Genomic DNA, 24,656 nt, shown 5'->3' with positions numbered 1-24,656 from the left:
GACACTCACTTACGCATTACTGCCTGTGTGTCTTCTTTTCCTTTTTCTTTGCAACTACACGCTCAAAAAGATCATCCCACGCTGCTACCGCCTTATCAATGGAGAAATCCTCGGACTTGGCAATGGCATTTGCAGACATCTGCGCCCGGAGCTCCTCGTCATGGGCGATCTTCAGCATTGCCTGTGCAAATTTGTGAGGATCAAAGGCTTCCGGCAAGAATCCGGTCTTTCCGTCATCAATGATCAGGTCCATAGCACCCATGTGGTAAGCAATTACCGGAAGACCAAACTCAAAAGCCTCCATAATTACCATTGGCCATCCCTCCCATCTGGATGGAAGAAGGAACACAGAAGAATTCAGGTAATAATTCTCCGGCTCATTGGTGTATCCTACAAAATGGACACGGTCTTCAAGATGGCGGTTCTTCGCATCTGCCTTGATCTGTCCGAATAATTTTCCATCTCCAAGAATGTCAAGCTCCCACTCAGAATCCTCTTTGCAAAACTCTTCAAAGGATTCCATCATAAGATCCAGCCCCTTGGCGTATACAAAACGGGTGGCCATAAGAAAGCGCCTGGACTTCACATTGCACTTCTTCTCGCTGACAAAACTTCTTGGATTGATCTTTACCTCTGTATCAATCCCCAGCTTCTCCATATAATCTCTCTGATCATATTTGCTGAGGACGATATAGCGGTCCAGATTTGGCAGATATTCCTGAAGCAGGCATTCCTGCTGCCAGAATACCACCGGTTTCACATGAAGATAGCCGTCGTAGCAGTTGTGCTGCCAGCCGATGGTCGCCGCATTTAAGCGAGGGGCGATCATGCCAAGCCGCAGGCTTAAGGAAGCTGTGGTAATGATCACGTCATAATCCTTGGAATTTAAATACTCCACCCATTTATCCCTTGTCTTCTTTGGAAAAATGGACTCAGCAAGGAGATCATTAAAACATTTTTTATTAAAAATCCCGAATTTATCGTTTAACTTTTTCACCAGATATCGTTTGGCAAAGGCAAAGTTCCAGTGCCGGTTTACAAAGTGGTTATTGTCAATGAAATCCACGTCAATATCTTCGCTTAAGTGATACATGGTGCGGTCTTCCAGGAAACGGTCCTCGTAAGTCATGATGGTCACATCATGCTCCTTCACCAGCTCATTTGCCAGAAGGGAAACCACACGCTTGGTTCCACCAAGATCAAAGATTTTTGTCATCCAGATACATATTTTCATGTTGTATACACCCCGCCCGGGGTTCCTCCTTCTTTTTGCCATTTTTCCGCTAAAAGGCTGCAAAATACTTTTCCGAAATCATATGAATATCACGGGTTAATGTTAAAGTAATCCAGCACTCGCTTACAATAACAGTCTGTCACATTGTGTGTCTTGGCACGGACCTGGGCACGTTTTTCCCCATACTCGTCCTTTCCATTCTTCACATCCAGAACAAACTGTTCAAACTGCTGCACATTGTAAATATGCTCTCCTGGCATATATTCCAGCGGATCCTCAAATACCCAGCCTCTGGATTCGGTGTAGGCTTCGTAATCGTCCAGAGTAAAGCCAAGAGGCTTGTCAAGCAGCAGATAATCAATTGCCACAGAAGAATAATCGGATACCAGGGCATCGGAGCAGTTGATAAACTCATAAAGCTGAAGACCATTGTCCTCCAGATCCTGATTCTCCAGATATACAATATTGGTCAACACATTTTCTCCGAAATCATATGGGATCTGCAGATAGTGCTTCTTAATAACTACCAGCATGTGATTGTCCTTGCAGAAATTGTTAAAAGCAAGCAGGCTCTCTTTGGTATCCAGAATAGGAATGTTAAACTCGTTGTTCAGGGTTTCCTCATTTAAACGCTCGCTGCTGGCATGACGGTAGGTGGGCATCCACAGGATCAGCTTCTCGCTGTCAGATTCCTTCAGCAGCTTTTCTCTATATGCCCTTGCGGCGTCGCTTCCTGCCAGCATCTGGTCATATCTTGGATAGCCAAAGGCCAGAAGCTTCTTGGAGCTGCATCCAAAGAATTCCATCTTGGTCTTAATAAACACATCTCCCGGCACTAGGCAGTAATCGAAAAAGACCTTCCGGTTGTTCTTATTTGCCTTGTAGCCGCAGCCGTGCCAGAGGTCAATAAAGGTCTGTCCCTTTCTTGCCATTCCGATCCAGTTAAAGGCCTGGGTGTAAAAAATATAGCGGGAGGTAAGGGCATAGCGGTAGGCCACCGCATGGCGTATGGTGCTGTGCTTCTTAAAGCCTTCCACAAATTTTACGTTTTCTGTCTCGTATTTCTTATATTTGGACGGATCGTGCACCAGCCACACAAGCTCGTATTTCCTGTTATAGCCGTTGGCTACCATATAGTCAAAAAGGGCACGTCCGTTGTCTGTAAAATCGTCATTTGTCTCAAAAAGGATGCGGTTCTCCACAATAGCCGGGGGAAACTTCTTCATCCTTCTAATCTTCCATTTATCATAAATCACATAGGTTCCAAAGGCTCTCAAGGTCAGGTAGCGGTCATACATGCTCTTGTCTTCCCCGATCTTTGAAAACATCTTAAATAATGTCTGTACTTTTCCCATAGTAACAAACCTTTCCTGGTAAACTGTATTCTTCGTGTTACTGCGCACACCGTGAACAATAATTGCTTCGCCGCACTTCGTGGCAATACCTTTTATATTGTATTTTGGCAAATAGTATCCTAATACTCTGTAAGTTTCTCCCTCAGCATTGTGGAGGAAGTATCCTTGGTATAAGGCAGATATACCAGCTTGGCACCCAGCTCTGCCATCTGCCTGCCAGTGCGCTCCCAGCGCTCGTTGCCCTTCCAGTCATCTCCAATATAGATCTCATCAAAGCGGATCTTATCCCAGATCACCTTCTTATCCAGTGTGTCGGTAATGATCACCTCGTCCACATACTTGATGGCGCGGACGATCTCCGCTCTCTCTTCCAGAGGGATAATAGGCTTTTTGTGCTTGTAGCTCTCCACCAGCTCATCTGTATTCACGCCTACGATCAGATAATCGCATCGTCTCTTGGCGTTTTTGATCAGGTTCAGATGACCGATATGGAACATATCGTAGGTTCCCTGTGTATATCCGATTAATTTTCCCATAAAATCTTCCTTTCAAATGCTGTAAAAGCCCTGGTGCAGCCAAGTTTTCGTGCATACACGAACTTTGGCTCGCTGCCCGCGTAAATGAAATATCCACTCCTGTCCGCGTTCTGATAAGCAGCCAACACCCTCTCTCACAGCTTCAGCCACTGGACCAGCCTGCGGCAATAATTTTCCGCCGGATTATGCATCACCGGCATCAGTCTCTCACGCTCTTCCTTATAAAGATCCTCTCCTGCCGCAACATGCTCCAGAAATGCCTCAATGCCCTGGTAATCATATAATTTCTCACCTGGCATATACGCAAGGGGATCCTCAAATACAAATCCCCGTTTCTCCTTATACGCCATAAAATCTTCCAGCACATAGGCGATCGGTCTGTGAAGCAGCATAAAGTCAACTGCTGCCGAGGAATAATCCGAAATCAGCCCATCACAGACTCCCATCAGCTCCGCCAGCTGAACTCCAGCCTGTTCCAGCATGGCTTCTGTCACGTAACGAATGTTAACAAGCTCATTCTCATCCTCCGACCACTCCGTCTGAAGAGGATGCTTCTTAATGATCAGGAACATGTCAAGCTTCTTCAGATGCAGATCCAGTTTCTTCAGATCCTCCTTGCCGGAAAGCCCTGGCAGCTGGTAGGCCATCTGGATCTCACTTTCCCTGCATCCCTTCAGATTGCTTTTGCGGAAAGTAGGCATCCACATCACCACTTTGCTTTTAGCACGCTCCCAGCCAAAGATTTCTTTCAGCATCTCGCCCTTCTCCATAGACGGGTGGAGCATCCAGTCATATCTTGGATAACCGATCGGCCAGATTTTCTCCTTCTCACAGTTCCATGCTGCAGATTTTGTCTGGACAAAAACAGGGCCAGGAACCAGTCCATAGTCAAACTCAGACTTGGCTTTCTGTCCTGCCTCTGTTTTCATTCCCTGCTCCGGTCCCTTATAGCCGCAGCCATGCCACAGATTGATGATCTGTCTTCCCTCGCACCCGTAGTCCAAAAGATCCTGGGTATTATGGGAAAAGAAAAAAAATCTGGCAGTTGCCGCATAGTAATAGGCCCTGCAGCTGTTCCAGCCATAGCGGTTCTCTGCTGTTACAAATTTCACATTCTTATAATTCAGATGCCGGAATTTTCCCGGATCTGATACCAGCCAGATGATCTCATATTTGTCATTATAACCCATTTTCAGAAGATAATCAAAGAATGCCCTTGGATTATCTGTAAAATCCAGATTCTCCCTGTTTTTGAATACCAGACGGTTCTTTTTTATCTTGCAAAAACGGGCGGTGCCCTTGCCGATCACTTTTTTCTCCACTTTTGTAAGAGCTCTGGCACCATAGTGGAGCACAAAACCGGAAATTCCCTGTTCTTTTAAAATTTTCTTTCCTGCTTCTCTGGACATTCCTATACCTCGTAGCCGGATTTTTCCGGAAGAATCCGGTCAAAGGCCAGAATCACCTTGTCACGGGCTTCCTCAAAATTCTTCAGTCTGTCATCATCATTGATGCAGATCATCTTTCTGGACTGTTTTTTCATAGTTTCATAAAGGACCTCATCGTCCCGTCCCATCACACAGAACTGTCCAAAATTTGGGGACTGGGGCTCATAACTTCCTTCCATGCACTGCCAGTGCTTGATCACATACTGGCTTACATCATAGATAGAGCGGAAACGGTTGTGACATACACGGTCCAGCCGCTCCCCTTCTGCGGCCCAAACCTTCTCATAGGAGCTTTTCAAAAAAGGACTTGGCATATGGGTGTACTTGAACCCGGAAAATTCCTGATAAGGAAGCATGAGAAAATTCCGGAGCAGCATCTTACCATATGCAGGGCTGAACCACTTTTTCCAGGTGCGGTGTATCACCTCTTTCTTCTGGAAATGCATGTTGATAAGTGCGGTGTTGTTCAGCAAAATATGGGCAAAAGGATCGTCAATATTGTCCTGGGCAATGGCAGTCTCAATACAGCAATCCCTTGGCAGTCCATTTTTGAAAAAATCCTCTGGGGTAACAGGACTGATCAAAAAGGTATCGTCGTTAAAATAAACAAATTGTTCGGAAAGGCCTTTGATCCTGTGTAGATTCAATTCAATGGGATGGCTGCTGAAAGTAGGGAGATATTCTGGATCCATAAACTCTTCATGGCGGATCACGGTAAGCTTAGGATTGCTCAGATTCAGCCACTTGGGAATGTGACCGCAGGTGACAAAATAGACATGGTTTACCCATGGGGCAAATTTCTCTACCCCTCGGAACCAATATTGCAGGTTATCCCAGTCACGGTAGCGGCTGGTGCTTCCTGTCTCTTTATCCGGGCTGTATTTTCTTCTCTCGCTGAGCCATGCCTCATCTGAGCCATCTACCCACGGAATTACAAAATCTATTTTGTTCTCCATGCTGTTCTCCTACTTTTCATACAATTCCAGCAGTCTTCCTGCCTCCTGATGGATGTCAAAATGTGCTGCAGCAAGCGCTTCTGCCGCCTTCACATTCTCTTCCCTTCCTTTTCCCGCACAGGAAATAACCGTCTTCGCCCACTTTGGTCCACTTTCTTCCAGGGAAAGACGAAGGATCTTTTCTTTTAATAAAACGGCTTCTTCCGTAATCGAATCTGAGATCACACAGGGAAGCCCATTCGCCTGGGCTTCTAACAGGGTAAAAGGAAGCCCTTCAAATAAAGAAGGGAACAAAAACACATCCATGGCACTTAAATACCGCTCCACATCCGGGCAGACTCCTGCGAAGATCACTTTCTGAAGGATGCCCAGCTGCTGAAGCTCCTCACGGATCTTTTCCTTTAATTCGCCGTCGCCGACCAGACATAATCTGGCTGTTGGCATGATTTTTTGAACTTCATTAAAAATTTTCACAATTGCCTGGTGGTTTTTCTGCACCTGGAAACGGCCAACATGGCCAACCAGGATTCCATCCCCTACTCCAAGCTGTCTGCGCACTGCCTCTCTGTTTTCCAGGGAAAAGCTATATTTCCTAGTATCAATGGCATTGGATACCACCGTTACTTCTCCTCTTTCAAAGACCGAATCTCCAAACAGCCATCTGCCTGCCGTCTCAGAACAGGCCAGTTTCATATCTGCATACCGGTTCAGTCCCGGACGGTTCCATTTGTCCATCAGCTTTCTGACAAGGCCCGGAGCGGAAGCATTGTGGGAGTGGGCGATCACTTTCCCGACGCCAGCCTGTTTCGCCAGGCGAAGGGGCACAATATTGGCTGCGGAAAGCATATTTACATGGACAATGTCATACTTTTCCCTTTGCAAAAGCTCTCTGAACGCTTTTACATAGCCAAAGTAGTCTTTTTTCACATTAGGGACGTAGAACACTCTTCCCCCAAGCTTCAGGATTTCCTGTTCGTGTGCAATGGTTCCATACATGGACACAAAGTCAAAGGAAATCCCCTGTTTCGCCAGTTCCCGGAAATAATTCATCACAAAGGCTTCCATGCCGCCCGGATTATTTCCCAGTCCTACCTGCAATATTTTCACGTGGATCAGCCACCTATCATTTCACTGTATTGTTCAGAAATCGGACCAATATCGCCATATGCGATCAGCTGTCCTTTTTCCAGGATCATTGCTTTGTTGCAAAGACGCTGTACCTGCTCCAGGGAATGGGATACAAAAAGCACCGTCACGCCGGAGTCAAACATACTCAGGATCTTATTCTCACTTTTTTTACGGAACTTGGCATCACCAACGGAAAGAACCTCGTCCAGGATCAGGATCTTCGGCTCTACTACAGTAGCGATTGCAAAACCAAGTCTGGATTTCATACCGGAGGAATAATTCTTCACCGGCACATCCATAAATTTCTGAAGCTCGGAGAATTCTACGATCTCATCGTACTTGCTGTCAATGAATTTCTTGGTGTAACCAAGCATGGCACCATAGAGATAGATATTCTCCTTGCCTGTATACTGCGGGTCAAAACCGGCTCCTAATTCCAGAAGCGGTACGATCTTGCCGTGTTTTTCCACATGGCCCTCTGTTGGCTTAAATACACCGGAAATAACTTTCAGAAGGGTACTTTTTCCAGCACCGTTCAGGCCCAGGATTCCTACACGGTCTCCCTTTTCTACAGTAAAGGTTACGTTCTTCAAAGCCCAGAACTCATTGTACTGGATCTCTCTTTTGATGGTTTTAAAAATATAGTCTTTTAAGCTGTCAACCTTCTCACGGCTGAGGCTGAATTTCATGCTTACATTATCAACTTCAATTGCTGGCTTACCCATATTCTCTCCTTAAATATACAGAATGAAACTATCCTGTTTTTTCTTAAAGCATACAAGTCCCAAAATGGTAATTCCCACACTGAATGCGGCTGCATAAATTACATATGGTGCATACATCGGCTCTCCGAAGATCGCAGAACGGAAAATCTGGATGGTACAGTACAGAGGGTTAAACTTCAGGATCCATGCCCATCCACTCTTTAACAGCTTGCTTGGGTAATAGAAAATTGCACAGGTGTACATGATCAGCATCAGCACAACTGTCCAAAGGTATTCAATGTCCCTGAAAAATACGCCGATAGTTGCAAGGAACATTCCGCATCCATAGGATAAAATCAGAATGATGATCAGCGCAACCGGTGCCTGAAGCAGATAAATCGTTGGCTTCACACCGAGAACAACGCTTACAATACCAAGTACCAGAAGAGAGATCAGGAAAATAATATAGTTATAAATAACTCCTGAAAGGGGGTACAGGTATTTCGGCACATATACCTTTTTGATCATGGCCGAGTTGGAACGGATGGACTTCAATGCAGCTTTTGTGGCATTGGAGTAAAAGGAATACAGAAGACGTCCTGAAAGGATATATACAGGGAACGTCTTATCTGTATTTCCATACAATGTTCCGAAGACAATGGTCAGAACCACCATGGAAAGCAGCGGTTCCAGCATGGACCACAAAATACCAAGGTAGGAACGACGATATTTCAGCTTGATTCCTTTTTTTACCAGCTCACTTAAAAGGAACTGGTACTGTCTGAGATTATCAATATATTTCTTCATATTCTCTCCATTGTATTTTGAAAAATTTGGCAAAAAAGAATTCTGTCCCGTATTTCAATTTCTGTTTTCTTTAGGAACTTTCATTCAAAAAAGCCAACCTGTATTGTAACATACAATTTTATCGGTTGCAATATTGCGATTTGCCGCGGTATTTTCCTGTTTTTACTGATTTTTTATTCACATTTACAGAGAATTGCAGCACATTCAGATATTACAAAAACCATTACTTAATCCGTCATTCCAGATTCTTACTTGCTTCCACTGCCATCTGGTAAGCTTCCGCATAGGAGATTCCGGTTTTCCGGCAGATTTTTGCCAGGCTTTCGTATTCCGGGTAGCACTTCTGGGCTCCTTCCGGACCACAGATCTTCACTTCCACCTCACCGAAGGGAATCATCACCTTGATCTTCCTTCTTGGCAAAATGGTGCGTTCCATTCTGGCTCTGCGGATACCGATACTGGTAGTCTCTGCAAAGATCAGTGCTTCCATTCCCGGGATATCCTCCTCCTTACAGATCACAGTGAGCAGCCAGGCAGGGCGGTTTTTCTTCATATAGACCGGGGTGTAGTGGACATCCCTTGCCCCTGCCTCAAATAATTTTTCCATAACGAAACCAAGGACTTCACCGCTGCAATCGTCGATGTTGGTTTCCAGCTTGTAGATGTAGTCGGCAGAATCGGTGCTGTCCGTAACTCCGGTCTGAATTTTGTTCTCAGCCTCCTGATTAAAAATCTCGCCGGCTTCCAAGCTGGTGTACGCTTTCACTTCATTTGCATCATTTTTCTGATTGCCATTTTTGCTTTGTATTCCATCCTCTGGCTTTGATCTCTTTAAATTTTCTCCATGGATCAACATAGCTCTGAGAATTCCAGGGCACTCATAAGTTCTCTTACCTGCTCCGATACCAGTTTTCTCAATCACAAAATCCTCTGGCAGTTTATTAGAAGTTCGGACAGCTGCCACGATCGCAGCACCAGTAGGCGTCACCAGCTCGCCCTGTACCTGGGTAATCTTAAGATCCAGACCACACTGCTGTACAATATTTGTCACAGCCGGAACCGGAACTGGAAGGATGCCATGCTGGCAGCGGATGGTGCCAGTTCCCTCATATAATACAGGTACGATCACTTCAGTCACTCCAAGGTTATCCAGGCAGACTGCCACTGACAAAATATCTACAATAGAGTCTACCGCTCCAACTTCGTGGAAATGCACCTCTTCTACCGGAACATTGTGGGCTTTTGCCTCCGCCTTTGCCAGGATTTCGAAGATGGCAAGAGCTGTTTTTCTGGCGCCCTCGGTCATCTTCGCGCCAGCAATGATCTGACGGATTTCATTCATGCCGCGGTGCTGGTGGTGATGGTGGGTATGGTCTTCATGACTGTGGGCCTGTTCATGGCTATGAGCTTCTTCGTGACCGTGAGCATACTCATGGCTATGAGCTTCTTCATGACTATGCGTATGCTCATGGCTGTGCTCTTCCTCGTGACTATGAACATGTTCTGCCACACTCTGAGTTTCTCCCCCATGTGCAGCAGCTGCGTGCTCATGTCCATGCAGATACTCCATATCATGATCGTGTCCATCGATCTCTTTATCTAAAATCACATCGAAATCGCAGACATCAATCCCGGATTTCTTCACTCTGCTTACTTTTATCTCAAATCCCTGTACCGGAAGGCTTGCAAGCACCTCTTCCAGCACCTTCTGATTCGCTCCCAGATCCAGCAGGGCTGCCACTGTCATGTCCCCGCTGATTCCGGAGTAGCACTCCAGATATAATGATTTTCCCATAATTTCTCCTCGTTACAAAAATATCAAAGTATTTTTAAGTACTGCCCTGCCACTTATTCGCAGGTACAGCCTTCGCGGTCTTGTCTGACCTTTATTTTCCAAGAGCCAGCCGGTTCATCTGTGTTGCCAGATATCCAGCTCCATATCCGTTGTCAATATTCACTGTGGCAATTCCATTGGCGCAGGAATTGATCATGGTCAAAAGTGCGGACAGGCCATGGAAATTGGCTCCATATCCCACAGACGTAGGAACTGCAATCACCGGTCTGCTCACAAGTCCGCCCATAACACTTGCCAGGGCGCCCTCCATTCCAGCCACAGCCACCACACAGTTTGCATCCTGGATGGTCTCCAGCCTGGAAAAAAGCCTGTGCATGCCGCTTACTCCCACGTCATAGATCCGCTCCACATGAGTTCCAAAGTATTCTGCCGTCTTGGCTGCTTCCTCTGCCACCGGAATATCTGCGGTGCCAGCGGTACACACAGCAACCTTTCCCTCATGCACCTTATCTGGCTTCTCAATTTTCAGGATTCTGGAAATGGGATCGTACTGCACCTGTGGCAGTCTCTCTCTCACCAGCTCAAACTGTGCCTGGGAAGCTCTTGTCCCCAGCACTTCTCCTTCTTCCTGATATAACCTTTCAAAAATTTTCAATAAATGAGCATCCGCCTTATTGCTGCAGTAAACAACCTCTGCGAAACCTGTACGGGCTTTTCTGCCAGTGTCCAGCTTCGCGTAATCCATTTCTTTATAACCATCCTGGCGGATCAGATTCCCTGCTGCCTCCGGGGAAAGCGTCCCCTGCTGCACCTGGGCAAGAATTTCTTCTAGCGTCATTTACAATCTCACTCCATTTCAAAAATCAATCCTGACGCAGCCGTATCTCTCGGAATTTCTTCCTTTCAAGAGGTTACAGTCACGTTTCCTTCTATATTATGCTGTAAGAAACAGCACCACAATTATAACGTTTTCTCACCTTTTATTCAACAAAAAAATCCCGCCTCATTTTATTGAAGCGGGATTTCTTCCAAAGCCGGCTGTTATGCGCAAAAGCAGCGCATCCAGGCCGCCTGATTATGTTTTATTTCGCTTTCGCTGCCTTTTTATCTCCAAGGAAGCCAATGGATGTAACACAGATCAGTTTATCGAAGATCATAAACATAGCCGGTAAGATGAACAGTACAACTACCATACTGATGATGGCACCACGTGCAAGCAATGTACAGATAGAACCGATCATCTCAACCTGTGAATAGCAGGAAACACCGAATGTTGCTGCGAAGAAGCTGAGACCACTGCTGATAATGGACGGCATGCTGGTCTTATGGGCAATGCTGATGGCTTCCATCTTATTCTTGCCATGCTGTCTCTCTCTCTGATAACGGGTAGTCATCAGGATCGCATAGTCAACGGTAGCACCAAGCTGGATCGCACCGATAACAATACTTGCAACGAACGGAAGGCTGATTCCCTGATAGAACGGGATGGCCATATTTACAAAAATCGCAAACTCAATAACCGCAACCAGAATGATCGGCAGGGAAATTGATTTGAAAATGATCATGATGATCAGGAAAATCGCGCCGATGGAAATAACATTTACACGAACCAGGTCGGCGTCTGTAGTATCCTGAAGGTCTTTCATAAGCGGTGCTTCACCGATTACCATTGCTGTATCATCATATTTCTTTACGATCTCATTGATGGATGCAAGCTGTGCATTTACCTCATCTGTGGCAGATGCATATTCGGAGCAGACAAATGCAAGCTCGTACTGATCACCCTCGAAAATGCTCTTGATGTCCTTCGGGATCATGGAATCCGGAACAGTAGGTCCGATCAGGGAATTCATTCCCAGGCTCCACTTCACACCATCAACCTCATCGATCTCATTTAACATCTGCTGCTTCTGTTTGGAATCCATACCCTTATCCAGCATGATCATATGGATGTTTCCAACAGCAAAGGTTTTATCCAGCTCTGCATTTGCAATGTTGCAGTCCAGAGTGGACGGAAGGGATTCTGCAATGTTGTAGTAAATCTTTGTGTGGTTGTTTCCGTAAATAGCCGGGAACAAAAGTACCAGGAAGATCACTGTCCATGCTTTGTAATGTTTGGTAATAAAAGCGGATGGCTTATCCATTCTGCTAAACAGGAGTTTATGCTGTGTTTTTTCAATCGGCTTGTCAAAGAACAATACCAGTGCCGGAAGAATGGTTACACAGCAGATAACACCAATGATAACACCCTTCGCCATAACAATACCAAGGTCACGTCCAAGAGCAAAGGTCATAACACAAAGTGCAACGAAACCGGCAACCGTGGTAACGGAGCTTCCTGCTACAGATTTAAAGGTATTGGCAATGGCATGCCCCATGGCACGGTCCTTCTCTCCAGGGAATCGTTTCTTATTCTCTTCATAGCTGTTCAGAAGGAAAATGGAGTAATCCATTGTAACACCAAGCTGAAGGACTGCGGTAAGGGCCTGTGTAATATAGGAAGTCTCGCCCAAAATAATATTGCTTCCCAAATTATAAAGAATGGCAAGTCCGATACTAAGCAGGAACAAAAACGGAACAACAAAGGATCCGCTTGTCAGCTCCAGAACGATCAGACTGAGCACTGCTGCGATCACAACGTAAATCGGCAGCTCCTGCATGGCAATGTTTTTGATATCGGTAACAACGCCTGTCATACCGCTTAAGAAACACTGCTCATTGGCAATCTTACGAAGCTCTGTGATGGCCTCCATAGAATCATCAGAGGATGTGGTATTGTCAAACAGTACCAACATCATGGTGGCATCCCCGTTGATAAATACCTTTCTGTATTTCTCAGGAACCATTTCCACAGGAAGGGTGATATCTGCCACATCATCATACCAGAGAACATCCTTTACATGCTCTACTTCGCTGAACTTCTCTTCCAGTTTCTGGACATCCTTCATATCCATGTTCTCCACGATTACCATGGAAAAGGCGCCCATACCGAACTCATCAACCAGAATATCCTGACCCTTTACTGTCTCAAGGGTATCCGGCAGGTAACTTAACAGATCATAATTTACTCTCGTCTCTGCAATTCCGATCACAGACGGGATTACCAGCAAAAGTCCGATGAGAAGCACCAGAACCTTGTGCTTGGCTATCCATTTTCCTACTTTGACCATTGATGTCATCTCCTTAACTCATTTCTTTCGTACTATAGTATAAACCAAAATGACCAATAGTCAATATTTTTTTTGACAAAAATGAAAAATAGTCATTTTTCTCAAAATCCCATCAAAACGCCAACGATTTTTACCAAAAATGCCGCAAGCCAGGCGATCACACACTGCCCGATCACCACTCCTGCCGCCCATTTTCCACCAAGCTCCCGCTTCACAGAAGCGATTGCCGCCACACAAGGTGTATATAACAGGCAGAATGTCAAAAGACTTACTGTTGCCAGCGGAGAAAGGACTTCTACCAGTGCTTTCGTACTTCCGAACAGGATCGATAAGGTAGAAACTACGCTCTCCTTTGCCATAAATCCGGTTACCAGCGCTGTAGAAAATCTCCAGTCCCCAAATCCCAAAGGTCCAAACACAGGTGCCACGATCCCAGCCACTACCGCCAGAATGCTGTCCTTGGAATCCGTTACAATATTCAGGTGCAGACCAAAGGTCTGTAAAAACCAGATCACAATGGTTGCTATAAAAATAACGGTAAATGCCCTCTGCAGGAAATCCTTCGCCTTTTCCCAGAGAAGCTGTCCCACATTTTTCGCACCAGGCAGGCGGTAATTGGGAAGCTCCATAACGAAAGGTACTGCCTCCCCCTTGAACATGGTTCTTCCAAAAATCAGCGCCATCAGAATGCCCATAAGGATGCCGCCAAAATAAAGGGCTACCATCACCAGCGCCCCATATTTCGGGAAAAAGGCAGCTGTAAAAAAGGCATAAATCGGAAGCTTAGCCGAACAGCTCATAAACGGGGTGAGAAGAATGGTCATCTTACGGTCACGCTCAGAAGGCAGGGTTCTGCTTGCCATAACGCCAGGCACTGTACAGCCAAAGCCCACCAGCATAGGCACAATGCTTCGTCCGGAAAGACCGATCTTACGAAGCAGCTTATCCATCACAAAAGCAACTCTTGCCATATATCCGCTGTCTTCCAGAAGGGACAGGAAGAAAAACAGGGTAACAATAATCGGCAGGAAGCTGAGCACACTTCCAACGCCATTGAAAATACCGTCAATCACAAGAGAATGAAGCACATTATTTACATTCCATGCAGTCATTGCCTGGTCCACCACTGCTGTCAGCCAGGTAATTCCCATATCCAGAAGATCGGAAAGCCCCTTTCCGATCACGCCAAAGGTCAGCCAGAAAACCAGGGCCATAATACCTGCGAAGCATGGAATGGCTGTATATTTACCTGTAAGTATTTTATCCATCTTCTGACTACGCAGATGCTCCTTGCTCTCATGAGGCTTAATCACGGTCTCACCGCAGACTTTTTCAATAAAATCAAAGCGCATATGGGCAATCGCTGCGGACCGGTCAAGCCCACGCTCTGTCTCCATCTGCTTTACAATATGCTCCAGGGTTTCTTTTTCATTCTGATCCAGTCCAAGCTTTTCTAAGATCAGTTCATCCCCTTCCGCAAGCTTGCTGGCTGCAAAACGCACCGGAATATCTGCCTGCTGTGCATGATCTTCAATGAGATGCATAATTCCATGAAGACATCTGTGAACGGCTCCGCCATCATCGTTTGCATCACAGAAATCCAGACGCTTTGGTTTTTCCTGATATTTTGCCACATGGATCGCATGGGCTACCAGTTCATCGATTCCCTCATTTTTCGCTGCTGAAATAGGTACTACGGGAATTCCAAGTGCCTCCTCCATATGGTTCACACGTACAGAGCCGCCATTCTGCCTTACCTCGTCCATCATATTCAATGCCAGAACCATAGGAACATCCAGCTCCATCAGCTGCATGGTAAGATAAAGATTTCTCTCAATATTAGTCGCATCCACAATATTGATGATTCCTTTTGGATGCTGTTCCAGAATAAAGCTTCTGGTTACGATTTCCTCGCTGGTATAGGGGGACATGGAATAAATTCCCGGAAGGTCTGTCACCAGAGTATTCTTTTTCCCACGGATAATACCGTCCTTGCGGTCTACAGTAACTCCCGGAAAGTTGCCTACATGCTGACTGGAGCCAGTTAACTGATTAAACAGGGTTGTTTTACCGCAGTTCTGGTTTCCTGCCAGGGCAAAGGTAAGAAGCTCACTATCCGGAAGGGGATGTTCATCTGCTTTTTCATGATATTTACCGCCCTCTCCAAGTCCGGGATGTGGAATTGCTTTCGCTCTTTCACTGTGTGTTTTTTCTTTTGCATCTCTTATATTGTCAATTTCAATTTTCGCTGCATCTGCAAGACGCAGAGTCAGCTCGTAGCTGTGGATCCGTACCTCCACAGGATCACCCATCGGCGCATATTTTACCATGGTCACATCAGCCATGGGAATAATTCCCATATCCAGAAAATGCTGCCGCAGGGCACCCTCTCCGCCAACAACTGTAACTGTGGCGGTTTTCCCTATTGGAAGATCTTTTAAGGTCATATGTACTTGTCCTCTTTTCCCATATGTAAGATTTTTGCCGCTGTTCAAAACTAAGCAACAACAATTTTTGATAAAATTCGTCTGCTAATGATAAATTTTATCATTAATGTTACAGGAGTTAGTTTATTCTAATATTATCAGGATGTCAATATTATTGAGAAAAATTATTGACAATTTCCTCATTATCTGATAAAGTTACGAAACAAGGTTTCCCCGTGAGGGAGTAGCAAGCGTGTCCACAGACGCGTGGCAAGTCAACATACCGACCGTATGGATCTGTTTGTATAGATTACTGTTCACTAAATGAACAGCAGCTTTTCGAGCAGTGTTTCGATCTGGCTTGCATTAAATTGCGAGACTCATGTATAACTTTATGCTATACATGGAGTCTGTCCTTTTATAAGAATGCAGATGGCCCATATATAGCCTGTGGTTATATATCGGGTCTTTTTTCATGCTTTAAGAAGCTTTGTCGAAAGATCCGTTTCCACAGCAAATTTTAAAATGGAAACCAGTAATAAAATACATTACGGAGGAGCGTAAAAATGAACTACAGTTTTGTGTTTTTTCTGAACAGCGCCCTGCTTGGAGTCGGACTTGCAATGGATGCTTTTTCCGTGTCCCTGGCAAACGGTCTTCACGAGCCTGAGATGCGCATGAAAAAAATGTGCGGCATTGCAGGCACATTCGGTGCTTTTCAGGCCATCATGCCAATGACCGGATGGCTGTGTGTCCATACCATTGTAGAATACTTCAAAGCATTTGAGAAATTTATTCCATGGATCGCGCTGATTCTTCTTGGCTATATTGGTGGCTCCATGCTGATCAATGGTATCCGGGGAACTGGCGAGGATGATGAAATTCCGGGAGTTGGTCCCAAAGCCCTTTTCATTCAGGGAGTTGCAACTTCCATTGACGCCCTGTCCGTAGGATTCACCATCTCAGAGTATGACTGGCTGATGGCTCTTGTCTGTTCCCTGATCATTGCCATAGTCACATTCTTTATCTGCATGACCGGACTTTCCCTTGGAAAACGCTTCGGAACCAGGCTTTCCAACAAGGCGGATATTCTCGGCGGCATTATTCTCATTGCAATTGGTCTGGAAATTTTTATCAGCAATATGTTTTAGTTTTTAAGCATATTTGCTGTTATTCAGCAGGTACTGTTCTGCCAGATGTTTTACTATGTAAGCGTTGATTTTTACCTGTTGTCCGATCAAAAAAAGCTTTCATCTTTCCCTTTGCGGGATGGATGAAAGCTTTTTCTGCTTTTATTAACGGGCAATAATATATGCGCAATAAACCAGATATACCACCACCATTATAATACCTTCTTTGCGCTCAATTTTTTTCCTGGTTCCTGCAAAGATCCAGACCATAACTGAAAATACCATAAGAAGCACAATATCAATTATGTTTTCCCGGATCAAAGCTACCGGACTGATAGCAGATGAGATTCCAAGAACCATCAGAATATTGAAAATATTGGATCCAACTGCATTTCCAACTGCCATATCAACTTCATTTTTTCTTGCTGCAACTACAGAGGTTACAAGCTCCGGAAGTGAAGTTCCGATGGATACAATGGTAAGCCCCACCAGAGTCTGGCTCATTCCAAGCTCTATTGCAATCCTGCTGGCTGTATCAACGGTAAGGTCTCCGCCAAAAGCAATTGCAGCCGCACCCACGATCAGAAAGAGAATACTTTTGCTGTATGACAGCTCTTTCATATTGTCACATTCTTCAACGCCTTCTATTTCAACCTTCTGTCCTGCAGCACGGGCTTTCATTGCGCTTCGTACCATTGTGAAAAGGTATCCGGCAAACACGATCAGGAAAATAATTCCATCTGCATGTCCCAGTGTCATTCCCGCCTTATCTCCCAGTCCTGAAATTCCCAGTACAAGCAGCAACAGTGCACAGCCTAAAGACAAGGGAATATCTCTTACCACAGTTGCTTTCTGGACCATAATTGGCGTCAGAATTGAACAGACACCAATTACAAGCATCAGATTAAAAATATTGGATCCTACTACATTGCTGACCGCAAGTTCATTATTCTGTACCAGAGAAGCCGTCACACTCACGGCTGTTTCTGGCAGCGAGGTTCCCATAGCCACAATCGTAAGACCGATGATGATGGGCGGAACCTTTAACTTCTTCGCAATACTGGAACTTCCCTCCACAAAAAAGTCAGCCCCTTTTACCAGAAAAGCAAATCCCACTGCCAGCAGCAGAATAACGGCTGCAATTGGCAATCCATTAATAATATTTTGCATAATAATCTCCTTTTCTTATCCGCATATTTTTACCTTTACAGATTCTCCGAAGTGTGTTTGAAAAAGGCATTCTGCAAAATGTGCGTTACAAAACAGCATTTACTTCATAAGCCTGATTCTTTGGAATTACATCTGCCGAAAATGTAAAAAGACCCATGTATGCCATAACATGCATACATGAGTCTCATTCTTTAAGATTTGCCAGGCCTGAATCAGATCCGATCAAAGCCGCGACTGTTGACAAACCACGTTTTCACGCAAACTACTCCCTCACAGAATCCATATGTGTAGTTAATATACCAAATTGCCGTTAAGAAGTCAACCTTTAATCTTCCTCTATATGCTCTCTTCCCTGGTCGATAATAGTCCGAACATGCTCATCTGCCAGAGAATAGAAAATGGATTTTCCATCCCTGCGGCTTTTTACCAGCTTATTCTGTTTCAGAATACGAAGCTGGTGGGAAATAGCTGACTGGGTCATGTTCAGAGCCTTTGCAAGGTCACACACGCATACCTCCGCTTCAAAAAGTACAAACAGGATCCTGATTCTGGTAGAATCTCCGAATACCTTAAACAGCTCCGCAAGGTCGTACAGCTCATTTTCCTCCGGGAGGGTCTCGTTTACAATTTGCAGAAGATTTTCATGGACCTCACAGCAATCACAGATTTCCACTTCTTTCTCTATGTCTTTTTTCATTCTGAATACCTCGATATCATCATCAAAGATTTTTTACAAACAAAGTCCGGATCGCATTGAGCACTGCCAGCACCATAACTCCTACGTCTGCAAAAATGGCTATCCACATATTTGCAATGCCAAGGGCACCAAGTACCAGACAGATCAGCTTCACACCGATTGCAAAATAAATATTTTCATATACAATCCGCATACACTTCTTGGCAATGCGAATGGCTTTTCCAATTTTCAATGGGTCGTCATCCATCAGTACAACGTCAGCCGCCTCGATTGCAGCATCAGAACCAAGAGCGCCCATTGCAATGCCAATATCCGCTCTTGAAAGAACCGGTGCATCGTTGATTCCGTCTCCAACGAAGGCAAGCTTCTCTTTTTCAGACTTATTTGCCAGAAGCTCTTCCACCCTGGAAACCTTATCCGCCGGAAGAAGCTCGCTGTAAACCTCTCCGATTCCAAGGTCTGCAGCTACAGACTCTGCCACTTTTTTTCCGTCACCGGTGAGCATAACCGTTCTTGTAATGCCTGCTTTTTTCAGATTCTCAATAGTCTCTTTTGCGTGAGGCTTGATAATGTCAGAAATCAGGATATGACCGGCATATTTTCCATCCACCGCCATATGGACAACCGTTCCTACATGATGGCACTCTTTGTACGCAATCCCCAGACGGTTCATCAGCTTCGCGTTGCCAGCAGCTACAGACACGCCGTCCACCTTTGCAATAACACCATTTCCACCGATTTCCTCAATGTCTGTGACACGGCTGCGGTCAATTGGCCTGCCATATGCTTTCTGAAGGCTCTTGCTGATGGGGTGTGAGGAAGAACACTCTGCATATGCTGCATATTCCAGAAGCTTTGCATCCTCCATCTCACTGTGGTGGATTCCACTGACCTCGAATACACCCTTTGTCATAGTACCTGTTTTATCAAAAACAACAATCTTTGTCTGGGAAAGCGTCTCCAGATAATTAGAACCTTTTACCAGAACGCCCTGATTGCTTGCACCACCAATTCCGGCAAAGAAACTAAGTGGAATACTGATCACCAGTGCACAGGGACAGCTGATGACAAGGAATGTCAGGGCACGGTAGATCCAGTCTCCCCATTCCGGAGAAAGTCCCATAAACAGCATTCTGCAAAGAGGAGGAATAATTGCAAGTGCCAGAGCACTGTAGCAAACTGCCGGGGTATAATATTTCGCAAATTTTGAAATAAAGTTTTCAGATCTGGATTTCTTGGAGCTGGAGTTTTCAACAAGGTCCAGGATCTTGGAAACAGTAGATTCACCGAATTCCTTGGTGGTGCGGATTTTCAATACACCTGTCATGTTGATACAGCCACTGATGACCTCATCTCCCACTTTTGCATCTCGTGGAAGGCTTTCCCCTGTCAGTGCGCTTGTATTTAATGTGGAATTTCCTTCTTCAATCATTCCGTCAATTGGAATCTTCTCTCCTGGCTGAACCACAATGATAGTTCCAATCTCTACCTCGTCCGGGTCTACCTTTTCCAGCCTGCCGTCCTGCTGGATATTTGCATAATCCGGACGGATATCCATCAGTTCACTGATATTTCTTCTGCTCTTTCCAACGGCATAGCTCTGGAAAAGTTCTCCGATCTGGTAAAACAGCATAACAGCAGTACCTTCCTGATAATCACCGAGAGCAATGGCACCAATTGTGGCAACTGCCATCAAAAAGTTTTCATCAAATACCTGACGGTTCATAATTCCCTTAAACGCTTTTTTCAGAATATCATAACCGATCACCAGATAGGGGATCATGTAAAGTGCCATTCTAAGATAGCCATCTACCGGAAGAAAACGCAGCAAAACCAAAAGGACAAAGGCAATAATAATTCTGATCAATACTTTTTTCTGCTTCTTGTTCATATTCTTTCACATGCCCTAAGGGCATGGCCTCCATTATGATGCTGTCGCCGGCAAGCGACACATTCACTTAATTTGTTTGAATGACCGGACAGAGTACATCCTGTCCGGTCATTGTCTTACAGTTTACCCGGTGCCCAGCAACTGCTTTTCCCCATTGTTTCTTATAAGAAGATCTCGCAGTCGTCTTCTACCTTCTTACAGTTCTTCAGAACCTCCTGCATAACCGCCTTCGGCTCCTGTCCATCTTCAAACTCAACGATCATTTTCAGAGTCATGAAGTTTACAGTTGCATCTTTAACACCTGCAGTGTTCTTTGCAGCATCTTCCATTTTGTTCGCACAGTTTGCACAGTCAACATCGATTTTGTAGGTTTTCTTCATGGTAATGGTCTCCTTTAAAAATGTTCTCTTTATCATATGAACAATTATTCATATGTTTGAGTTTATTATAACATTTATCTTAAATCTGTCAATAGTTTTCCCTGAAATTCTTTATTTTTCCTCTGTTCAATACGACGGTTTTCATGTATAATAAACCAGATTGATTTTATATATGTTATTGTATCGAATTAGAGGAGATTTAAACATGAAAAATTATCTGATTGTTTTTCTGATTTCCATGGTGCCGCTGATTGAACTGCGTGGTGCAATTCCCTATGCTGTAGGCTTTGGAATCCCGTTGGTTCAGGCATACATTATCGCCATTATCGGAAATATGATTCCGGTACCTTTTATCTACTTCTTCGCACGTAAGGTTCTGGAATGGGGAAAGGATAAACCTGTGATCGGACGCTTCTTCACTTTCTGTCTTGAGAAGGGGGAAAAGGGCGGAAAGGCTCTTCAGGCAAAAGCCGGCCGCGGTTTATTCGTAGCGCTTCTGCTCTTCGTAGGAATTCCTCTTCCCGGCACTGGTGCCTGGACTGGAACATTAGCTGCCAGCCTTCTTGACATGGATTTTAAGTCCAGTATCCTTGCCGTAATGCTTGGAGTTCTCCTTGCAGGCGTGATCATGGGTGCTGCAAGCGCAGGACTGTTCGGGGCACTGTTTGCAGTGTTCAGCTGATCACAAACGCCCTGCAGCTGTATAGAAGTTTTTTATAAAAACAGGTATATAAAAAGCATATGAGGATTATCTGTTTATGGATAAACTCATATGCTTTTGCTATTTTGTGGGTTGAAAAGTTCGTCGAAGAGGGACGCATTCGGACAATGGGGATTACTCACTCACCGGCGCAACGCTACGATGAACTAATCGCTAACTGCGACTAAGGAGTTCCGGAGAGCCGTCACTCCTAAGTCTTCGTAAGCGCTGGATTTCATCTACGCTAAGAACGCGCCTGAAATGGTTCGCTGGAGTAATCCCCATTGCCCAAATGCTGTGTACTGGCTGGGACTAGCTGGTACATAGAAACTTTCACCTGGGTGGTGGTTACATATGTTGGTTTCCCGATACCTTTTGGCAACGGTAGATTAGAAAAGCCAGTAAATATGCGGGATAGCAACTATGTCACCCACCCCCCATTGTTGTCGTTACTGTTTCTTTCTTCCCTCTGCCAGTAACCAGCGATTTTGCAATGTATATTCACGTAGCCGCGCATTTCAGGAGCGGTTTTAGTGGAGGCGAGATCCGATGGTTACGAAGACTTAGGCGAGAGGGCTCTCCCGAGCGCCTTAGTCGTAGTTACCAGCTAGCTTGCCGGAACGTTGCTCCGCGCGGCGGTGAATATACATTGTGAAATCGCGTACGGGGTAACGACCAACCCACAAAATAGCAAGACAAATTTATCAAAGTAAAATTCCTACAGTTATAAAATTTAGAAATTATAATACGGCTCTTCATCCCGGGTGCGGAACTCATGCTTCTCATAATATCCGATCAGCATTCCATCCTCGTCACGAAGTGCAACCATATACACATCCTTCGCCTGCTTTTCATTATAAAAGGTGTGGATCTGGTTGTGATCCTTATCTTCCTGAAACCATGCGATCACTTTCTCGATCATTTCCTTAGACTTTGGATTGTGGCAGTTCATAAGACACTTTCCTACCAGAGCCTCACCGCCCCATTTATGATAATTTTCCACAGCCTTGGGATTCATATAAAGGATCTCATGTTCCAGATTACAGATGACCACAGCTGCAGTATCCTGATCAATGATGCTTTTAAAATATGGTGTCAGATTCATTTTGAAATTCTCCTTTCTCTAATTCCCTGTGTTTATGGACTTTTGTCCATAAGAAACAACTTGCGAAATGTTTCCTCATTCAGTGGTTTTATGATACCAGTGCACAAAGATCCTTTGTCACTGCCATCCCCTTAATGATTTCTTAGTATGTCAGTGGAATACATATTTGTCAAGTCTTTCAAATGCTTCCTTCACCCGTGACAGCGGTAACGCCAGATTCATGCGGATCCCATACTCCCCATGGAACGGTCTTCCGTCCTGCCACATGACGCCAACTTCAAGACCAGCCTTCTGCAGTTCATCCATGGTTTTGCCATGAGCCTTGCACCACTTCTCGCAATCCAGAAACAGCATATAAGTTCCCTGAGGTCTTGACACCTCCACGCCCTCGAAATGCTCCTCAATAAAATCACAGGCAAGTTTTACATTCTCTGTAAGCACCTGGCGAAGCTCGTCCACCCACTCATAGCCTTCCGGCTGGTAAGCACCGATCAGTGCATACATAGAAAGCATATTCATATCATTATAGTGGCTGAGGCTGGACTCCTTATTTACGCGATCACGCAGCCAGGTATTGTATATAATATGATAGCTTCCGATCAGTCCGGCCAGGTTAAAGGTCTTAGATGGTGCGTACATGGCAATGGTCCGGTTTCTGGCATCCTCAGAAATCATCTGCGTGGGAATATGCTTATACCCATCCAGAATCAGGTCCGACCAGATTTCGTCTGAAATCACATACACATCATGCTTTTTCCAGCTCCCACTTCTCCCAGACGCGTCCTGTAGGGTTATGTGGAGAGCACATAATGCAGGCATGGATATGATTCTCCACGATTTTCTTTGCCATATCCTCAAAATCCATGCGCCAGACTTTCTCCCCATCCTTTTTCAGCTGACTGTGTACAATGTGGTAACCATTATTGGTAAGGGCACCTGTGAACCCAATATAAGTAGGGGAATGTAAAAGCACGCTGTCCCCTTTGGAGCAAAGCACATTTAGAGCACTGACCACGCCGCCAAGCACACCGTTCTCATACCCGATGCACGCTTTGGTAAGCCCGGTTACACCATTTCTGGTCTCCTGCCATTTGATAATTTCCTCAAAATATTCCTTTCGCGGGGAAAAATATCCGAAAGCCGGGTGTTTGGTTCTCTCAATAATAGCTTCCTGCACTGTGGGAACGATAGGAAAATTCATATCTGCAACTCACATGGGAATCCAGTCCATTCCTTCTTTTAAATGGATCCCTGCAAAATAATCATGGTTAAATCCCTCTTCTTCAAATGGGGTATCCACCGCAATGGCGTCCATTCCCCTGCGGTTTAAGATACTGGTAAAATCGTATTTCATGTTCTATTCCTCCTGCTCCAGATAATGGATCTGGTTTCTGTTTACTTCAATGATTCCCTCTTTTCGCATTTTTCCAAGCTCATTGGACAGTGCACTTCTGTCCACCCCTAGATAATCCGCAAGCTCCTGCCGGTTAAAGGGAATGATAAACCGGCTGCTGCCCTGCTGCACCATCTCCTGGGAAAAATAGGAAAGCAGCCTTCCCCGGATGGATTTTGGCGCTGTGTGAAGGCTTCTTCTGGAAAGCTCCAGGTTCTTCTTTGCCATCACCATCAGCATATTGCGGATCAGCTTCTCATGGCAGGGACAGGTATCCGGGCAGGTGTGAAAAATCTTACCCACCTCCAGGAAAAGGATCTGGCAATCCTCCGCAGCTGTTACCCCTATGAGCAATTTTTCCCCGGGGATGCAGGCATAGGTCTCACCGAAAACCTGTCCTGGTGCGATCCGGTTCAAAATACTCTTATTTCCCATCATATCAATATTCTCAATATGAACGCTGCCGGTAAGTACAAGTCCCATTGCCTTCACCTGGTCCCCAACCTGCCAGATAGCGCTGCCCTTCCCATAACTTTGAGGGGTGGCATTTAGACAGGAAAGCATATGCTTTGTTTCTTCTGGACTGGTTCCCTGAAAGAGAAAGGTCCTGGAAAGAAATTCATAGTTCATT

The 24,656-nt window shown here is 45.1% G+C and carries 20 protein-coding genes and 1 pseudogene; 2 read left to right on the top strand and 19 right to left on the bottom strand.

Annotated features, from left to right (window positions below; genetic code table 11):
- Positions 1 to 16 precede the first annotated feature (16 nt).
- The 12 genes from ACTQ50_RS10830 to feoB all read right to left on the bottom strand — a co-directional run bounded on the left by ACTQ50_RS10830 (position 17) and on the right by feoB (position 15,580).
- Positions 17 to 1,234: a glycosyltransferase gene (locus ACTQ50_RS10830; RefSeq protein WP_441484213.1), complete on the bottom strand. Its 1,218-nt coding sequence runs from the start codon at positions 1,232 to 1,234 to the stop codon at positions 17 to 19.
- An 89-nt stretch (positions 1,235 to 1,323) separates the two neighbouring features.
- Positions 1,324 to 2,700: a CDP-glycerol glycerophosphotransferase family protein gene (locus ACTQ50_RS10825; protein WP_441484212.1), complete on the bottom strand. Its 1,377-nt coding sequence runs from the start codon at positions 2,698 to 2,700 to the stop codon at positions 1,324 to 1,326.
- An 8-nt stretch (positions 2,701 to 2,708) separates the two neighbouring features.
- Positions 2,709 to 3,125, bottom strand: coding sequence for an adenylyltransferase/cytidyltransferase family protein (locus ACTQ50_RS10820; protein WP_226822719.1), 417 nt, complete (start codon positions 3,123 to 3,125; stop codon positions 2,709 to 2,711).
- 134 nt (positions 3,126 to 3,259) lie between these two features.
- Entirely contained in the window at positions 3,260 to 4,534 is a 1,275-nt protein-coding gene (locus tag ACTQ50_RS10815) for a CDP-glycerol glycerophosphotransferase family protein (protein ID WP_441484211.1), read from the bottom strand.
- Positions 4,535 to 4,536: 2 nt separating this feature from the next.
- Entirely contained in the window at positions 4,537 to 5,529 is a 993-nt protein-coding gene (locus ACTQ50_RS10810) for a stealth family protein (RefSeq protein WP_226822717.1), read from the bottom strand.
- A gap of 9 nt (positions 5,530 to 5,538) precedes the next feature.
- On the bottom strand, positions 5,539 to 6,636 hold the full coding sequence (locus ACTQ50_RS10805; RefSeq protein WP_441484210.1) for a glycosyltransferase family 1 protein: 1,098 nt from the start codon (positions 6,634 to 6,636) through the stop codon (positions 5,539 to 5,541).
- A 5-nt stretch (positions 6,637 to 6,641) separates the two neighbouring features.
- Positions 6,642 to 7,382 carry an ABC transporter ATP-binding protein gene (locus ACTQ50_RS10800; RefSeq protein WP_441484209.1) on the bottom strand — a complete coding sequence of 247 codons (741 nt, stop codon included), beginning with the start codon at positions 7,380 to 7,382 and terminating at the stop codon, positions 6,642 to 6,644.
- 9 nt (positions 7,383 to 7,391) lie between these two features.
- Entirely contained in the window at positions 7,392 to 8,168 is a 777-nt protein-coding gene (locus tag ACTQ50_RS10795; RefSeq protein WP_295306267.1) for an ABC transporter permease, read from the bottom strand.
- A gap of 235 nt (positions 8,169 to 8,403) precedes the next feature.
- Positions 8,404 to 9,963 (bottom strand): nickel pincer cofactor biosynthesis protein LarC, encoded by a 1,560-nt coding sequence (larC, locus tag ACTQ50_RS10790; protein WP_441484208.1) that lies wholly within the window; start codon positions 9,961 to 9,963, stop codon positions 8,404 to 8,406.
- A gap of 91 nt (positions 9,964 to 10,054) precedes the next feature.
- A complete protein-coding gene (gene larB / locus ACTQ50_RS10785) occupies positions 10,055 to 10,801 on the bottom strand; it encodes a nickel pincer cofactor biosynthesis protein LarB (RefSeq protein ID WP_441484207.1) in 747 nt (248 codons plus the stop codon).
- Between the two features lie 244 nt (positions 10,802 to 11,045).
- Positions 11,046 to 13,133 carry an efflux RND transporter permease subunit gene (locus ACTQ50_RS10780; RefSeq protein ID WP_441484206.1) on the bottom strand — a complete coding sequence of 696 codons (2,088 nt, stop codon included), beginning with the start codon at positions 13,131 to 13,133 and terminating at the stop codon, positions 11,046 to 11,048.
- A 101-nt stretch (positions 13,134 to 13,234) separates the two neighbouring features.
- Positions 13,235 to 15,580 carry a ferrous iron transport protein B gene (gene feoB / locus ACTQ50_RS10775; protein ID WP_441484205.1) on the bottom strand — a complete coding sequence of 782 codons (2,346 nt, stop codon included), beginning with the start codon at positions 15,578 to 15,580 and terminating at the stop codon, positions 13,235 to 13,237.
- Between the two features lie 545 nt (positions 15,581 to 16,125).
- Here feoB and ACTQ50_RS10770 point away from each other — a divergent pair.
- A complete protein-coding gene (locus ACTQ50_RS10770; RefSeq protein ID WP_441484204.1) occupies positions 16,126 to 16,710 on the top strand; it encodes a manganese efflux pump MntP in 585 nt (194 codons plus the stop codon).
- 144 nt (positions 16,711 to 16,854) lie between these two features.
- On the opposite strand, the gene ACTQ50_RS10765 is transcribed toward ACTQ50_RS10770, so the two are convergent.
- The 4 genes from ACTQ50_RS10765 to ACTQ50_RS10750 all read right to left on the bottom strand — a co-directional run bounded on the left by ACTQ50_RS10765 (position 16,855) and on the right by ACTQ50_RS10750 (position 20,827).
- A complete protein-coding gene (locus ACTQ50_RS10765) occupies positions 16,855 to 17,859 on the bottom strand; it encodes a calcium/sodium antiporter (protein WP_441484203.1) in 1,005 nt (334 codons plus the stop codon).
- 325 nt (positions 17,860 to 18,184) lie between these two features.
- Complete coding sequence (locus ACTQ50_RS10760; RefSeq protein ID WP_295277586.1) at positions 18,185 to 18,556, bottom strand: ArsR/SmtB family transcription factor; 372 nt, start codon at positions 18,554 to 18,556, stop codon at positions 18,185 to 18,187.
- 22 nt (positions 18,557 to 18,578) lie between these two features.
- Entirely contained in the window at positions 18,579 to 20,447 is a 1,869-nt protein-coding gene (locus ACTQ50_RS10755) for a heavy metal translocating P-type ATPase (RefSeq protein ID WP_441484202.1), read from the bottom strand.
- Between the two features lie 161 nt (positions 20,448 to 20,608).
- The gene (locus tag ACTQ50_RS10750; protein ID WP_226822705.1) at positions 20,609 to 20,827 is read right to left on the bottom strand and encodes a cation transporter; all 219 of its coding nucleotides are present in this window, start codon (positions 20,825 to 20,827) and stop codon (positions 20,609 to 20,611) included.
- 205 nt (positions 20,828 to 21,032) lie between these two features.
- Between ACTQ50_RS10750 and ACTQ50_RS10745 the strand changes: the two genes are divergently transcribed.
- Positions 21,033 to 21,509: a COG2426 family protein gene (locus ACTQ50_RS10745; RefSeq protein ID WP_226822704.1), complete on the top strand. Its 477-nt coding sequence runs from the start codon at positions 21,033 to 21,035 to the stop codon at positions 21,507 to 21,509.
- A 751-nt stretch (positions 21,510 to 22,260) separates the two neighbouring features.
- On the opposite strand, the gene ACTQ50_RS10740 is transcribed toward ACTQ50_RS10745, so the two are convergent.
- From ACTQ50_RS10740 to ACTQ50_RS10730, 3 genes and pseudogenes are all read right to left on the bottom strand, one after another.
- Positions 22,261 to 22,632: a PAS domain-containing protein gene (locus tag ACTQ50_RS10740; protein WP_441484201.1), complete on the bottom strand. Its 372-nt coding sequence runs from the start codon at positions 22,630 to 22,632 to the stop codon at positions 22,261 to 22,263.
- A 150-nt stretch (positions 22,633 to 22,782) separates the two neighbouring features.
- Positions 22,783 to 23,986, bottom strand: a pseudogene (locus ACTQ50_RS10735) (MalY/PatB family protein).
- 3 nt (positions 23,987 to 23,989) lie between these two features.
- Positions 23,990 to 24,655 carry a Crp/Fnr family transcriptional regulator gene (locus ACTQ50_RS10730; RefSeq protein ID WP_441484200.1) on the bottom strand — a complete coding sequence of 222 codons (666 nt, stop codon included), beginning with the start codon at positions 24,653 to 24,655 and terminating at the stop codon, positions 23,990 to 23,992.
- Position 24,656: the final 1 nt, after the last annotated feature.

It is taken from the genome of Blautia sp. Sow4_E7, assembly GCF_052116245.1.
GTDB lineage: Bacteria > Bacillota > Clostridia > Lachnospirales > Lachnospiraceae > Blautia_A.
This window is presented reverse-complemented; position numbering and strand designations above follow the sequence as displayed.

Bases quoted from the DNA above. Each gene is read 5' to 3' on its own strand.
- feoB (WP_441484205.1), bottom strand. From the start codon at position 15,580: ATGACCTTAAAAGATCTTCCAATAGGGAAAACCGCCACAGTTACAGTT.
- ACTQ50_RS10765 (WP_441484203.1), bottom strand. From the start codon at position 17,859: ATGCAAAATATTATTAATGGATTGCCAATTGCAGCCGTTATTCTGCTG.
- ACTQ50_RS10815 (WP_441484211.1), bottom strand. From the start codon at position 4,534: ATGTCCAGAGAAGCAGGAAAGAAAATTTTAAAAGAACAGGGAATTTCC.
- ACTQ50_RS10750 (WP_226822705.1), bottom strand. From the start codon at position 20,827: ATGAAGAAAACCTACAAAATCGATGTTGACTGTGCAAACTGTGCGAAC.
- ACTQ50_RS10730 (WP_441484200.1), bottom strand. From the start codon at position 24,655: ATGAACTATGAATTTCTTTCCAGGACCTTTCTCTTTCAGGGAACCAGT.
- ACTQ50_RS10780 (WP_441484206.1), bottom strand. From the start codon at position 13,133: ATGGTCAAAGTAGGAAAATGGATAGCCAAGCACAAGGTTCTGGTGCTT.
- ACTQ50_RS10745 (WP_226822704.1), top strand. From the start codon at position 21,033: ATGAAAAATTATCTGATTGTTTTTCTGATTTCCATGGTGCCGCTGATT.
- larB (WP_441484207.1), bottom strand. From the start codon at position 10,801: ATGACGCTAGAAGAAATTCTTGCCCAGGTGCAGCAGGGGACGCTTTCC.
- ACTQ50_RS10820 (WP_226822719.1), bottom strand. From the start codon at position 3,125: ATGGGAAAATTAATCGGATATACACAGGGAACCTACGATATGTTCCAT.
- ACTQ50_RS10740 (WP_441484201.1), bottom strand. From the start codon at position 22,632: ATGAATCTGACACCATATTTTAAAAGCATCATTGATCAGGATACTGCA.
- ACTQ50_RS10800 (WP_441484209.1), bottom strand. From the start codon at position 7,382: ATGGGTAAGCCAGCAATTGAAGTTGATAATGTAAGCATGAAATTCAGC.
- larC (WP_441484208.1), bottom strand. From the start codon at position 9,963: ATGGGAAAATCATTATATCTGGAGTGCTACTCCGGAATCAGCGGGGAC.
- ACTQ50_RS10795 (WP_295306267.1), bottom strand. From the start codon at position 8,168: ATGAAGAAATATATTGATAATCTCAGACAGTACCAGTTCCTTTTAAGT.
- ACTQ50_RS10810 (WP_226822717.1), bottom strand. From the start codon at position 5,529: ATGGAGAACAAAATAGATTTTGTAATTCCGTGGGTAGATGGCTCAGAT.
- ACTQ50_RS10770 (WP_441484204.1), top strand. From the start codon at position 16,126: ATGAACTACAGTTTTGTGTTTTTTCTGAACAGCGCCCTGCTTGGAGTC.
- ACTQ50_RS10830 (WP_441484213.1), bottom strand. From the start codon at position 1,234: ATGAAAATATGTATCTGGATGACAAAAATCTTTGATCTTGGTGGAACC.
- ACTQ50_RS10755 (WP_441484202.1), bottom strand. From the start codon at position 20,447: ATGAACAAGAAGCAGAAAAAAGTATTGATCAGAATTATTATTGCCTTT.
- ACTQ50_RS10760 (WP_295277586.1), bottom strand. From the start codon at position 18,556: ATGAAAAAAGACATAGAGAAAGAAGTGGAAATCTGTGATTGCTGTGAG.